Raw genomic sequence first — 13471 nt, 5'->3', positions numbered from 1 at the left:
TCTAGGATTTATTTCATGCTGTTTTCAATACTATCACTTTCGAATTCGATAAGATATATATCTTCGTTTTCTTTTTTCATATAGTATTTCTCACGAGCATATTTCTCGATTTGTTCTGGATTTTTAAGCTGTTTGATTTGCTCTTCATCCTTGTTAATCTCTTCTTGGTAGTATTCTTTATTGTCCTCAAGTTCACCAATTTGGTCATCGAGAAAACGGTGATCAAAGTAAGAGTAATTGTCTAAAAATACCATCCAGACAGTAAAAAAGAGTAAGACCCAGATGTATTTATTGCTAACACATTTAAACCAGGTACTATTTTTATAAGGATTGATCATTAGGTTGGTTTTTAGCCCTGATGGAAACGGCATCCTTAGTTGCCAGTGTTTGGCAGCTAAGATATAGTGTACAGCAGGAAATAGCTCTTAATTATTAAAATATACAGTTATAAAATTACAATAAATTTATAGAATTCTTTGATTAATTACAGCACGAACTACATCAATTGCCACCGTATTGTATTTATCGTTAGGAATAATGATGTCAGCAAAGGCTTTAGTAGGTTCTATAAACTGCTGATGCATAGGTTTTAAGGTGTTTTGATAACGGTTTAATACCTCGTCCATATCGCGACCGCGATCAGCGATATCTCTTTTTAAACGGCGAATTAATCGTTCGTCAGAGTCAGCGTGAACGTAAATTTTTACGTCAAATAAGTCTCTTAATTCTGGATTTGCTAGTATTAGAATCCCTTCAACAATCATCACTTTTCTAGGATGAGTAGTAATAGTGTCTTCAGTTCTATTGTGTGTTACAAAAGAATATACGGGTTGTTGAATGGTTTGATTTTCTTTTAACTGCTTTAAATGCGTCACTAAAAGTTCAAAATCGATAGCTCGAGGATGGTCAAAATTTATCAAAGCACGCTCGTCAAAACTAAGGTTATGGTTCTCTTTATAATAAGAATCTTGCGAAATAATACCTACTTCTGCTTCTGGTAATTCATTCATAATTTGATGAACTACAGTTGTTTTCCCACTCCCTGTTCCTCCGGCGATTCCTATAATTAGCATACTGTGTTTGAGTTTTGTTTAATTGGGTGCAAAAATAGCAAATAATAGATGTAAAATAGGGAATTGCTAAATTAGAATTATGAATAATCGATTATTTTGAACAATGCTAGCGTTTTAACTATATTAGTTGCTAAATCGTTGCCTTTTTACGCCTTAACGCTTAGATAAACAGAAGAAATTATTTATTTACTGATGCTACTACCTATTAAAAAAAGGCGCATCTTTTAATAGATACGCTTTATATAAAGTCCTTTATTTTGATTTTTTTGCCTTGATCATCGCTTCTAGCTGATCCCAAATTTCCTCTGGAATAGCTTCGAGCATATTGAATTGTCCTGCACCTTTTAACCACTCACCACCGTCGATGACAATAACTTCTCCGTTTACATAAGCTGAAAAGTCAGAAACTAAGTACGCTGCTAAGTTGGCTAATTCTTGATGGTCTCCCACTCGCTGAAGCGGAACTTTTTTTGCCATATCAAACTTTTCGGCAAGGTCTCCTGGTAGTAATCTATCCCAAGCGCCTTTAGTAGGGAATGGTCCTGGGGCAATGGCGTTTGTACGAATACCATATTTTGCCCATTCTACCGCTAAGCTTCTAGTCATAGCAAGTACGCCCGCTTTTGCAGTGGCGCTAGGAACGACATAAGCAGATCCTGTCCATGCATATGTTGTGACAATATTTAAAACTGTAGCGGAGGTTTGCTTAGTGTCAATCCAGTGCTTACCAAAAGCGAGTGTACAGTTTTTAGTTCCTTTTAAAACAATATCTATTACAGTATCAAATGCATTTGCTGATAAGCGCTCTGTAGGGGAAATGAAATTACCTGCTGCATTGTTGAGTAAGACATCTACTTTTCCAAATTCCTTTAGTACTTGTTGTAGCATATTTTCTACCTGATCATAATGGCGCACATCACATTGAAGCGGCAGGCAAGTTCCAGATGTTTCAGTGGATAATTCTTGAGCTGTTTTTTTAAGTTTTTCAAGGTCTCTAGAAGTAATGGCAACTTTTGCTCCAAGCTCTAAGAAATATTTGGTCATCGCTTTACCTAATCCGCTACCTCCACCAGTGACAACAATCACTTTATCTCTAAGGGCGTCGTCGCGCAACATTTTTGCAGTATAATTCATGGTCTATAGTTTTTATAGTAAATATAACGATTTAGTTTAATAGGCATGCATAGTAAATTAATTAAGAATTATACTTGGCATAACTTTATAGCAGCAGTTCTAAGTGTTTCATCATCTTTTGCAAAACAAAAACGAATTAATTTTAAGTCTGTTCCGTTTTCATAAAAGCTTGAAATAGGTATGGCAGCAACTCCGTGTTCTGTAATTAAGCGTTTGCAGAAATCGACATCATTTTCATTGCTAATCTTTGTGTAAGAGGCTACTTGAAAATAGGTGCCTTCACATGGCAATAGTTCAAAACGACTCGATTTTAATAAAGATCTAAATAAGTCTCTTTTTTGTTGATAGCTTTCGCGAATGTTTTCGATTGAGACTACATCTAGATATTGGCTGATGGCAACTTGACATATACTATTCACGCTAAAAACTAAATACTGATGTACTTTTTTAATTTCGATCATTAAGTGTTCTGGAGCAATAAGGTAGCCAATTTTCCAGCCTGTGATATGTAATGACTTTCCAAAGGATGAAACAACAATAGCACGATTTGCTAATGTGGGTTGTAAATGGGCAGATAAATGCTTTTCTTCGAAAGTAATGTATTCATAAACCTCGTCAGATAGCAAAATTATATCTGGGAATGCATCCATAATTTTTATTAAAGAAGCAAAATCAGCTTGATTAAGCGTTTTTCCTGTGGGATTGTGCGGATTATTGATAATGATCATTCTTGTTTTATTCGAACAAGCCTCTTTTACAGTTTGCCAGTTTACGGTGTAATCATCGTTTAAGGGAATGCGTACTGGCTTTGCGTTGCATAGAAGTATAGGTGCTTCATAGCAATCATAACTTGGATCTAAAATGATTACTTCCTCATTACTATTTACCAATGCTTGTATTGCTGTAAAAATTCCTTGAGTAGCACCTGCTGTTACTAGAATTTCGATATCTGAAGAAACACTTCTATTGTAGGAATTTTTAGTTAGATGCGCTATTTTATCTAGAAGAGGAGGATAGCCCGCCATAGGTACATATTGATGTACATTTTCACTAGCTAGTTTTTCAACGATAGTAGTTAGTTTTTTATCTACTGGAAAATTTGGGAATCCTTGCGATAAATTAATGGCATTGTATTCAGCGGCCATTTTTGACATTATCGAAAATATACTGGTCTTTACATTGGGTAGTTTGCTCATAAAAAAAAATCTTTAAATCTCATTATAAAAATAGCCTTTTATAACGAGATTTAAAGATTTAGCTTGTGAACGAATTCTAAATTATTTAAGTTTATTTAATGCTTTGATTCGATCCATCATTCCATCCTCTTGTGATATCCTCTTTGACTTGTTTCCAGTCGTAAACTGTTTGTATGGTGAACAACGCAACCATTCCTAACACAAATATTTTAAGATCTTTATTGTTTATTTTCATCTTGGTAAATTTTAGTTTGGTTAATAGATCAAATGTAATAAAAGATTCTAAATGTAGTTTTAAAATTACATTTTATGAATGATGAAAATAGTAGGTCGTTTGTGTAAATCGATGGTTTCTTTTTTCCAAGCTGCAATTTTCTTGGTCTTTATATATTCTGTAGGTAGTGTAATATCGGTAGCGATACATAAATGGGTTTCAGGATTTAAAGTCTGTATTAAGTCTTCGAATAATTTATTGTTGCGGTACGGTGTTTCAATGAAAATTTGAGATTGATTTTTTTCAAATGAAATGCGTTCTAAACTTTTAAAGCTTGCTTTCTTTTCGTCTTTTTCGATAGGTAAATAACCATGAAAAGTAAAGCTTTGACCGTTCATTCCTGAAGCCATCATAGCTAGTAATATTGAAGATGGTCCAACTAAGGGAACCACTTGAATGCCTTTGTCATGAGCTAATTTTACAATAACAGCACCAGGATCAGCTACACCAGGGCAACCTGCTTCGCTCATCAAGCCTACATTTTTTCCCTCTAGTAAAGGTTGTATAAACTCAAGGTGTTCTTTTACTTCTGTACGCTTGTTCAATGTAAATAAGATCAAATCAGATTGTTTCTTATCAGGATGTACTTCTTTGATAGATTTTCGAGCTGTTTTCTCGTTCTCGACGATATAATGGTCTATGAAATCAATGGTTCTTTTTACGGTTTGAGGTAATACATCCATAGGATCGCATTCGCCCATTGTAGTTGGAATTAAGTACAGTTTTCCTAAAAGAGTTGGTGACTTCATGAATATAGATTTATTATTTACACTAATTGAATACCGCAAAGAACGGCATTAATATGAGAATATAATAAAGGAATCTATTAAAAATAATAGGGAAGGGATTGGCTTATTTTTGTTGGCGAAGCAATTTGTCAGCGATAATAGTACAGGCTTCATCAAGCATGCTGTATACCTTTTCAAAACCATTTTCGATTCCAAAATAAGGATCAGGAACATCTAGGTTTTTGTCAGTATGGAGCTCGTTAAGAATTAGTTTTACTTTATCTCTTTGCTGTTGGTTGTCAGTTAAGGCAAGTACATCGTTGTAATTTGATTTATCCATAACGAAGATATAATCAAAAGTAGTAAAGTCAGCCTTTTTAAACTGTCGTCCTTTTTGTTTCGAAATGTCTAAGTGATGCTTTTTTGCGACAGCGATAGATCGTTTATCAGGAGACTGATCCACGTGCCACGAACCTGTTCCTGCAGAATCTACAGTAAAGTTATCTGTTGGAAGTTTAGATGCAAGTATTCCTTCGGCCAATGGTGACCGGCAAATATTCCCTAAACAAACCATCAAAATTTTCGTTGGCATGGTAGTTCTAAAGCGTTAATTTTTTTTGAATGTCGTCAACAAACTTTTTAAATTGTTTGTCTGTAGCAACTAAGTTATCTACTGTTTTACAAGCATGTAATACAGTGGCATGATCACGATCACCAATTTGCGAGCCAATATTAGCAAGCGAAGCCTTTGTGTATTTTTTAGCAAAAAACATGGCTAATTGTCTGGCTTGTACAACGTGTCTTTTTCTTGTTTTTGATTGTAGAATTTCTAAGTCTAATTGAAAATAGTCCGAAACAATTTTCTGGATGTAGTCAATCGAGATTTCGCGTTTTACATTCTTAACAAATTTTTCAACTACGCTTTTTGCTAGATCAATTGTTACTTCTTTTTTATTGAAAGAAGATTGTGCAATCAAAGAGATTATAGCTCCTTCAAGTTCACGTACATTTGACTTAATATTACTAGCTACGTATTCTATAATATCTTCTGGAATTTCAACACCATCACGATACAGAATATTTTTTAAGATCGAAATTCTAGTTTCGTAATCTGGTTGGTGTAACTCGGCTGATAATCCCCATTTAAATCGAGATAACAAGCGTTGTTCGATATCTTGCATATCAACAGGCGCTTTATCTGAAGTTAGGATTACTTGTTTACCATTTTGATGCAAGTAGTTAAAAATGTGAAAAAACACATCCTGTGTACCTGACTTACCAGAAAGGAACTGCACGTCGTCAATTATTAAGACATCTATAAGTTGATAGAAGTGAATAAAGTCATTTCTATTGTTCTTTTTTACAGAGTCAATATATTGTTGTGTGAAAATTTCTGCTGAAATATATAGTACCGTTTTCTCTGGGTATTTGTCTTTAATTTCAACACCTATAGCATGAGCTAAGTGTGTTTTTCCTAAACCTACACCACCAAAAATAAGTAATGGATTAAACGAAGTTCCACCTGGTTTATTGGCAACAGCCATACCTGCAGAACGCGCTAATCTATTTGAATCTCCCTCGAGGAAGTTATCAAAACTATAGTTAGGATTAAGTTGTGATTCTATTTTTAAATTTCTAATTCCAGGAATCACAAATGGATTCTTTAATTCAGGATCTAGATTCTTAAAAGGAGCATCAACGTTTTGCGGTTTCATAGGAGCTCTATTGGCACTAGGCAACTGTTCTGTGAACGGTTGTTTATTACCATAAGTGTTCTCCATCTTAATTTTATAAAGTAACTTAGCATTTTTACCAAGCTCCTTAGTAAGTGCTACTTTTAGAAGTTTAACATAGTGCTCTTCTAACCATTCATAAAAGAATTTACTTGGAACTTGAATATACAATGCGTTATCGGTAAGTTCAACTGACTTGATAGGCTCAAACCATGTTTTATAGGCTTGGTCTTGAATGTTGTCTTTGATAAAAGACAGACAGTTTTCCCATACTGATTGAGCAGTTTTGTTCATAAATTCTGTTAAATTATTGTATTAAGTAAGCGTTGTATTTGTTGAAAAATAAGGCTGATATTTCCGTTTTTTTCGGGGTAACAAATATGTGAACAAAATTCTATAAAAAAAAATTATTAGTGGTTGAATTTGAACTAATATTGTTGTAAGTAAGGTAAAGTTGATGAAATATAAAGCTATAAAAGTATAAAATAATTATGAAAGAACACGAGTTAAAAGTACGAGTTAGGTACTCAGAAACAGACCAGATGGGGGTCGTTTATCACGGGAATTACGCACAATATTTTGAGATGGGTCGCGTGGAATGGCTTAGAAACCTGGGGGTTTCGTATAAATGGATGGAAGAAAACGGAATCATGCTTCCGGTAGTTTCTCTTAATATGAATTATAAAAAACCTGCCCGCTATGATGATTTGCTAACAATAAAAACAATCTTGAAAAGTCAAAGTTCAGTTAAGATTGAATTTGACTATGAGATTTACAACGAGCAATCGGAGTTATTAACAATTGCCAATTCTATTTTGGTTTTTGTGGATATGAAAACGGGTAGACCAACGGCTCCTCCTGAGTATGTAAAAGAGAAACTTTTACATTTATAAAAGTTTTAGATTAAGAAACTGATTATTCTTTAATTTGAATATCAATTTCATAAAGCGAATTAAAAATGTCGGCTATTTGTTCGGCATTTTTTTTTCTTATTTTGATTTCGATAATCCCAACTGGAAGTCCGTTTTCAGCATTCATTTCCATTCCTTGATCTACAATGTCAAGGTTTTTCTCTTTAATTACGCGCATGACTTTATTCATGTTTTTATAATCGAATGAGATGACATAATGAATGTCAATCGTTTTCTCGATGATCTCACAACTTTCTAATGCTAGTTGAGCTGCTGTTTTATAGGCAGATATTAAACCACCTACACCTAGTTTAGTTCCCCCAAACAATCTAGCGACGATCACAACAGTATTGGTAACATCAAAGGATTGTAATTGACCGTAGATAGGCATGCCAGCGCTATTGCTAGGTTCTCCATCGTCATTAGCGCGATAGCTTATTGGATCGGTCCCTATTTGATAGGCATAGCAAAAATGACCTGCATGTGGGTGTTTCTTTCGTAAGACTTCAATAATAGGCTTCAACTCTTCCTCTGAAGTTATAGGAAAGGCGTAGCCAAAGAATTTACTGTTCTTTTCCTTGAACAATATTTCTTCTGAAGCAATGGCAATGGTATTATAAGTGTCTTTAATTTCCAAATGTACTTTTAGATTACGTTTTTACTATAGAGATCAATGACGTCTTCTTGACCTACATGTAATTGCCATACTTTAATTCCTAATGCAGCTGCAGCAACTGTATTTTCCTTTTTATCGTCTACAAATAAAGTGTTTTCTGGTTTTAATTGCTGTTCGATCAAAACGTGATTATAGATAGCGGCATCTGGTTTGCGCATTCCTAATTCAAATGAAAAATATACTTTTTCGAAGCAAGAATAAAACTCCTCATAATAGGCTTTCCCTATATTTTGTTCGAAATTAGTGATATGTATAGCATCAGTATTACTTAGTAAAAAGAGACGGTATTGCTTAGATAGTTTTTTTAGAAAGTCTAATCTATAACTTGGGAAATCGGCTAAGACCGTGTTCCAAGCTGCTTTGATCTCATTTATAGTACTATTTGGGATTTTAGATTGAATGCCTTCGAGAAAATCGTTTTCTGTGATTGCGCCTATTTCAAACTGAAAATTTAAAGCTTCTAAATCATTTGTCCAGCTATCGAGACCTAGTTTTTTAAAACTTTCTTCAGTGAGTTTTCTATCTAAATTGATAAAAACATCTCCAAAGTCAAATATAATGGCATCAATCATGGTTGTAAATTTTCATGTATTCATCAGTCATTATATGGTGCTTTTCAAATTCCTTTCCTTGAATTGTTGGAGCGGCAGTCCCTGTTGTAAAAACGGAATTACCTTTAAAAATGCGTGCTTCATCCCATAGATTAGCATCAATGAAAGTTTGAATCGTTTGCTGTCCTCCTTCAATAATAACTGACTGTAATTGATGGCGGTATAGAATTGCGGTAATTTGCTTTGCCAGTTCTTCGCTAGTATTTACTTTTTCATAAACAACCATAGCTGTTCCTTCTTTTGCTACTGTGGTGATGAAAATCGTTTTGACTTTTCCATCCTTTACATGAAGTGACTCTGGAATTCGATTGTGAAGGTCTAGTACCACTCTCACAGGATTTGACCCTGACCAATCTCTAACATCGAGTTTAGGGTTGTCATCAAGGACGGTTTTTGTGCCTACAAGAATGGCTTGCTCTTCACTGCGCCATTTATGGACTAATTGTCTCGAATATGTATTTGTAATCCAAACGGGCTGCTGTTCGTCTTTACTTTCCGGTGCTATAAAACCATCGCGGCTTTCTGCCCATTTTAATATAATGTACGGACGTTTTTTTAAGTGGTAAGTAAAAAAACGCTTGTTCAAGGAGATGCATTCTTTTTCTAGGATACCTACAGTAACTTTGGCTCCAGCCGCAACCAATCTCTTGATTCCGTTTCCTGCTACTTGAATGTTAGGATCAACAGTTCCTACTACAACGTATGGAATTTCATGTTTTATGATCAATTCACAGCAAGGTGGCGTACGGCCAAAATGGCTGCACGGTTCTAAACTCACGTATATTGTTGCCTTTTTAAGTAGCGATTTATCTTTTACGGAGTTAATGGCATTTACTTCGGCATGGCCTTCGCCAGACATTTTATGCCAACCTTCTCCTATTATTTTGTTGTCATAAACAATAACACTACCTACCATAGGATTAGGGTAAGTCGTTCCTAAGCCATTTTTGGCTAGGGTTATGCAACGCTGGATATATTTTTCATGTATGTTCACTATGCAAAAGTAATTATTTTTAGGCTCAAGCCGAAGGATTAACATTAGTTTTGAAAGCACGATGAATTGCCGTAAAGTATTTCTATTTTTGCACCATACTAATTTAGCTTTGTAAAAATGGAAAACGGAATCATTAGAAAGATTGAGAAAAAAGACAATCCTGCTGTTGCGGCTTTAATACGTGCGGTTTTTGATGAGATGGAGATTCCAAAAGTAGGAACGGCGTATGAAGATCCCTATTTAGATTTAATGTTTGAAGAATACAGCAAGCCTAGAGCTGCATATTTTGTTCTAGAAATGGAAGGTAAAATAGTGGGATGTGCTGGAGTTGCACCTTTAGAAAATGAGGCCGAAAGTTTGTGTGAATTACAAAAAATGTATTTTGCGCCAGCAACTAGAGGTTTGGGGCTAGGGGCAAAAATGATGGAAACTTGTATGCAAACAGCACGGGAGTTTAACTATTTAAATTGTTATCTAGAAACAATGCCTTTTATGCATGGTGCTCAAAAACTGTATAAAAAATCAGGATTTGAATACATCGATCAGCCTATGGGAAGCACGGGTCATACTTCGTGTCCAATCTGGATGTTGAAAAAATTATAAAAACTTAGCATTACATTTCAAGGAATTTTACGCTTATGACTATTAAACAATACCGCGATCATTTTATTCAAGAACTTACGCCAATTCATGGTGCAGACGAAGCAGAGAGCTTCTTTTACTTGATACTGGAGGAGAAAAACAAACTTCGTAGAATTGATTTAGCGCTACACCTTGATCTTGGTTTTACGCCAATAGAAATAGAGTATTACAATGATTTACTGCAGCAATTAAAGCTAGAAATTCCGGTGCAATATCTTTTAGGAAATGCACATTTTTACGGAATGGAATTTAATGTTAATGAAAATGTTTTAATTCCTAGGTCAGAGACAGAGGAATTAGTAGACTGGATTGTTTCAGATTGTAAAAATAGTCTAGCCACAAAACCATTGAAAATTTTAGATATAGGTACCGGTAGTGGTTGTATCGCTATTGCATTAGCAAAAAACATTTCTAATGTTGAGGTTTTTGCTATTGATGTTTCTAAGCAAGCTTTGGCTACAGCCAAAAAAAATGCTGAAAAGAATGGTGTTAACGTGACATTTATACTAGCAGATATATTGAATACAGAAAAGCTACAGCAAGAATTTGACATTATCGTTTCTAATCCACCTTACATTCGAAACTTAGAAAAAGTGGAGATCAAAAAGAATGTTTTAGAGTACGAACCTCACTTAGCGCTCTTTGTAGCTGATGATAATGCTTTGATTTTTTATCGAAAAATAGCCGCATTAGCCCAGCAACACTTGGTGAACGGGGGCTATTTATACTATGAAATCAATCAATATCTAGGTAAAGAAACCATTTCTTTACTAGAAGAATTCGCATTTAAAAACATAGCGTTACAAAAAGATATTTACGGTAATGATCGAATGACAAAAAGTCAAAAGTAAAGCGATTTATTCGTATCGCAATGATTCTACAGGGTCTAGTTTAGAGGCTTTAAGTGCAGGATATAGACCTGAAATGATAGCGACAATAAAACTAGTAATGAAAGCGGCAATAATCGCCATCCACGGAATTACAAATACAAAATCCATGGCTGTTGCGATTCCAAAACCTATTAGTACACCAAAAATAATTCCCACAATTCCTCCTAGTTGGCCAATGATTAATGTCTCTATAAAAAATTGATAGGCAATTGTAGTACGTTTGGCTCCTAATGCTTTTCTAACTCCAATTTCTCTCGTTCTATCAGTCACAGATACAAACATGATATTCATTAAAGCGATAGAAGATCCTAAAATGGTGATAATCCCAATGAACCAGGAAGCTACTCCTAGATACTGCGTAATGCTCAAAATACGATTGATTAAATCATCAGAACGAACGACTCCAAAGTTGTTGTCTTTAATAGGGCTTAATTTTCTAACACGTCTCATAGTGTTGTTAGCATTATCAATCGCTTGATCTAACAGTTCTTTTTTCTCCACCATAACACTCATCGTGTAATTAATGTTAAGGGCTGTAAACAAGGATCGTGCAACTTGAATGGGAATTAAAACACGTAAATCTTGACTGTTACCAAAGGTGGAACCCTTTTCTTCGAGCATTCCTATAACTTTGAAGCGGGCACCGCGTATCGAAATTATTTTATCAATAGGATTAATATCTTTAAAAAGACCTTTTCCAAAATCAGATCCTACGATACAAGAATAGGTATTATTGCTAATGTCAAAATTGGTAAAATTACGTCCTAGATCAGTTTTGAGACCTGAATTTGTTAAGAAAAATTCGTCTACACCTACTACAGAGATTTCTGGATCTGTTTTATCGGCTTCATATTTTACTTCAGCCGTACTTGTGGCTGTAAATGAAATTGAAGTATCTGTAAAAGGATATTTGTATTTGTTTTTAAAAGCAACGGCTTCAGGATACGAAATAATAGGATTGATTACTTCGCGCTCGTCTCCGCCACGTCTTCTCGTCACGTTTTCGTATTGCTTAATATTAAAAGTGTTGGCTCCCATAGAAGCAAAGTCAGATGAGATGGTATTCTCTAATGCCGACACCACGGTTAGAATTCCCACAAGTGCAGTGATTCCTATAGCAATAATAATTACGGTAAGAACAGTTCTTAACATTTGAGTTCGTATAGAACCCACCGCAATTCGTACGTTTTCCTTAAATAAATTTAGCATCATACTTGTTTGACACGAAAATACAATTTTTGTTACAAGTTTGTTTTAGAAGAAGTATTATTTATTTTAAAAATAAGTTATTTGCTGTTTTAAAATCGCATATTTGTTTGATTGTCAGAAATTTAATTTATAAAGATTAAAAATGAAAAACACCTTCTTTACGCTATATTGCGTCCTTTTTATGAGTAGTGTAGGAAGCTCACAAATTTTAAAAGTTAGCAAATTGATTGTTGATCAGGAGACAAAACTACCTTTGGAAAATGTTAGCATTTCTAATGACGTTGATAACTCTTCAACAAATCATGAAGGTTTTTTTATTTTTAATTCCAGTACAAATGAAATTAATTTTAAGTTATTAGGTTACAATTCTATAAAAAGCATTTTCGATGCTATAGCAAAAAAGGATACTATTTTTATGGAATCTAAAGCTTTTATATTAGATGAAGTGCTTGTTTCTAATGTTGAACCTTTTATGAAAAAAGTGTATGATAAAATGAGCGAAAATTTCATCAAAGAATACACGGCTAATTTCTTTTTAAGAAGCGTTTTGAAAAGTGAGGATAGCATTACTATTCTGCAAGATATTCAAGGTAAGAGAAGTAAAAATGATAACTCAAAAAATCCTTATGATATCGAAGTCCTAAACATGAGAAAGACTAGTATGTTCGAAAAGAAGAACGCGATCGATTTTACGTTACCAGACTTTAATCAGTTTTTTAGCCCACCAATGCCTGTTAGAGAGAAAACAAATTTCAAAGAGGTAATATATAATGATGCTACTTTTCGAAAAATAGTATTTGAAGGAAAAGAAAAAAGTGCATGGGGGCAAACGGTGAAAGGTTATTTTATCATCAACAAAAATGACTATGCGATCGTGGAGCATTTTATATCGCTTTATGACCAACCTGATTTAATACCTTATATAAAATTTACATTATCGAATACGCAATATAAAACCACTAGCTACGAGCGATTTACTATTTATGGTAAAGATGAAATTCTAAATAAATATTATTTAAAAAGTTCAAAACTCAATACGCAGCTAAAAGTTTTGAGAAATAAAAAAGATATCAAACCAGTTTATGTAGATTTTGCAATGGACTACTTTATAACAAATACAATAACTAATGATAAAGTTGAATCTAATTTTCCTGTTGATAGGGATATATTCAAGGCTAAATTTCCTTATTTGGCTAACTTTTGGGATAATCAAAATCAGCTACCCCTAACAACAGACTTAAGATTTTTTTTGAAAAAAGTTTCGTTAAATAAAGATAAAAAGAAGGAATTTGAGATTATAGGTAATTTCTAAATTTTTTTATTTTAAAAATAAGATATTTGCAACCTAATTTAGAAGCGGCAGCTTTTCATATGTGCTAAGCTACTTTTCTAATGTTGTA

The 13471-nt window shown here is 34.1% G+C and carries 16 protein-coding genes; 4 read left to right on the top strand and 12 right to left on the bottom strand.

Annotated features, from left to right (window positions below; genetic code table 11):
* Window positions 1-8: 8 nt before the first annotated feature.
* From HNQ00_RS04785 to dnaA, 8 genes are all read right to left on the bottom strand, one after another.
* Window positions 9-338, bottom strand: a complete 330-nt coding sequence (locus tag HNQ00_RS04785; protein WP_173837193.1) for an FtsB family cell division protein — start codon at window positions 336-338, stop codon at window positions 9-11.
* A gap of 126 nt (window positions 339-464) precedes the next feature.
* Entirely contained in the window at window positions 465-1073 is a 609-nt protein-coding gene (gene udk / locus HNQ00_RS04780) for a uridine kinase (protein ID WP_173837192.1), read from the bottom strand.
* A 252-nt stretch (window positions 1074-1325) separates the two neighbouring features.
* Entirely contained in the window at window positions 1326-2207 is an 882-nt protein-coding gene (locus HNQ00_RS04775; protein WP_173837191.1) for an SDR family oxidoreductase, read from the bottom strand.
* A gap of 68 nt (window positions 2208-2275) precedes the next feature.
* Window positions 2276-3403 carry a methionine aminotransferase gene (locus HNQ00_RS04770; RefSeq protein WP_173837190.1) on the bottom strand — a complete coding sequence of 376 codons (1128 nt, stop codon included), beginning with the start codon at window positions 3401-3403 and terminating at the stop codon, window positions 2276-2278.
* 91 nt (window positions 3404-3494) lie between these two features.
* Complete coding sequence (locus tag HNQ00_RS04765; protein WP_173837128.1) at window positions 3495-3638, bottom strand: hypothetical protein; 144 nt, start codon at window positions 3636-3638, stop codon at window positions 3495-3497.
* A gap of 65 nt (window positions 3639-3703) precedes the next feature.
* Window positions 3704-4426 carry an SAM-dependent methyltransferase gene (locus tag HNQ00_RS04760; RefSeq protein ID WP_173837189.1) on the bottom strand — a complete coding sequence of 241 codons (723 nt, stop codon included), beginning with the start codon at window positions 4424-4426 and terminating at the stop codon, window positions 3704-3706.
* A 103-nt stretch (window positions 4427-4529) separates the two neighbouring features.
* A complete protein-coding gene (locus tag HNQ00_RS04755; RefSeq protein ID WP_173837188.1) occupies window positions 4530-4997 on the bottom strand; it encodes a low molecular weight protein-tyrosine-phosphatase in 468 nt (155 codons plus the stop codon).
* Between the two features lie 7 nt (window positions 4998-5004).
* The gene (dnaA, locus tag HNQ00_RS04750; protein WP_026708614.1) at window positions 5005-6432 is read right to left on the bottom strand and encodes a chromosomal replication initiator protein DnaA; all 1428 of its coding nucleotides are present in this window, start codon (window positions 6430-6432) and stop codon (window positions 5005-5007) included.
* A gap of 197 nt (window positions 6433-6629) precedes the next feature.
* On the opposite strand from dnaA, the gene HNQ00_RS04745 reads away from it, so the two are divergent.
* Window positions 6630-7031 (top strand): acyl-CoA thioesterase, encoded by a 402-nt coding sequence (locus tag HNQ00_RS04745; protein WP_026708615.1) that lies wholly within the window; start codon window positions 6630-6632, stop codon window positions 7029-7031.
* Window positions 7032-7053: 22 nt separating this feature from the next.
* Here the strand turns inward: HNQ00_RS04745 and HNQ00_RS04740 are convergent, their stop codons facing one another.
* From HNQ00_RS04740 to ribD, 3 genes are read right to left on the bottom strand one after another with little or no spacing between them, the layout of a single operon-like run.
* Window positions 7054-7686, bottom strand: coding sequence for an IMPACT family protein (locus HNQ00_RS04740; RefSeq protein ID WP_173837187.1), 633 nt, complete (start codon window positions 7684-7686; stop codon window positions 7054-7056).
* An 8-nt stretch (window positions 7687-7694) separates the two neighbouring features.
* On the bottom strand, window positions 7695-8297 hold the full coding sequence (locus HNQ00_RS04735) for an HAD family hydrolase (protein ID WP_173837186.1): 603 nt from the start codon (window positions 8295-8297) through the stop codon (window positions 7695-7697).
* The gene (ribD, locus tag HNQ00_RS04730; protein WP_173837185.1) at window positions 8290-9330 is read right to left on the bottom strand and encodes a bifunctional diaminohydroxyphosphoribosylaminopyrimidine deaminase/5-amino-6-(5-phosphoribosylamino)uracil reductase RibD; all 1041 of its coding nucleotides are present in this window, start codon (window positions 9328-9330) and stop codon (window positions 8290-8292) included. The genes HNQ00_RS04735 and ribD overlap by 8 nt, the downstream gene beginning before the upstream one ends.
* A 117-nt stretch (window positions 9331-9447) precedes the next feature.
* Between ribD and HNQ00_RS04725 the strand changes: the two genes are divergently transcribed.
* A complete protein-coding gene (locus tag HNQ00_RS04725; protein WP_173837184.1) occupies window positions 9448-9933 on the top strand; it encodes a GNAT family N-acetyltransferase in 486 nt (161 codons plus the stop codon).
* A gap of 35 nt (window positions 9934-9968) precedes the next feature.
* Window positions 9969-10823 carry a peptide chain release factor N(5)-glutamine methyltransferase gene (gene prmC, locus HNQ00_RS04720; protein ID WP_173837183.1) on the top strand — a complete coding sequence of 285 codons (855 nt, stop codon included), beginning with the start codon at window positions 9969-9971 and terminating at the stop codon, window positions 10821-10823.
* A 6-nt stretch (window positions 10824-10829) separates the two neighbouring features.
* On the opposite strand, the gene HNQ00_RS04715 is transcribed toward prmC, so the two are convergent.
* On the bottom strand, window positions 10830-12074 hold the full coding sequence (locus HNQ00_RS04715) for an ABC transporter permease (RefSeq protein ID WP_173837182.1): 1245 nt from the start codon (window positions 12072-12074) through the stop codon (window positions 10830-10832).
* 139 nt (window positions 12075-12213) lie between these two features.
* On the opposite strand from HNQ00_RS04715, the gene HNQ00_RS04710 reads away from it, so the two are divergent.
* Window positions 12214-13383, top strand: coding sequence for a hypothetical protein (locus tag HNQ00_RS04710; protein WP_173837181.1), 1170 nt, complete (start codon window positions 12214-12216; stop codon window positions 13381-13383).
* The last annotated feature ends 88 nt before the right edge of the window (window positions 13384-13471 follow it).

This window comes from Flavobacterium aeripolare (assembly GCF_013294025.1).
GTDB lineage: Bacteria > Bacteroidota > Bacteroidia > Flavobacteriales > Flavobacteriaceae > Flavobacterium.
The sequence above is the reverse complement of the archived record's forward strand: the minus strand, read 5'-3'. Positions and strand labels throughout refer to the sequence as shown.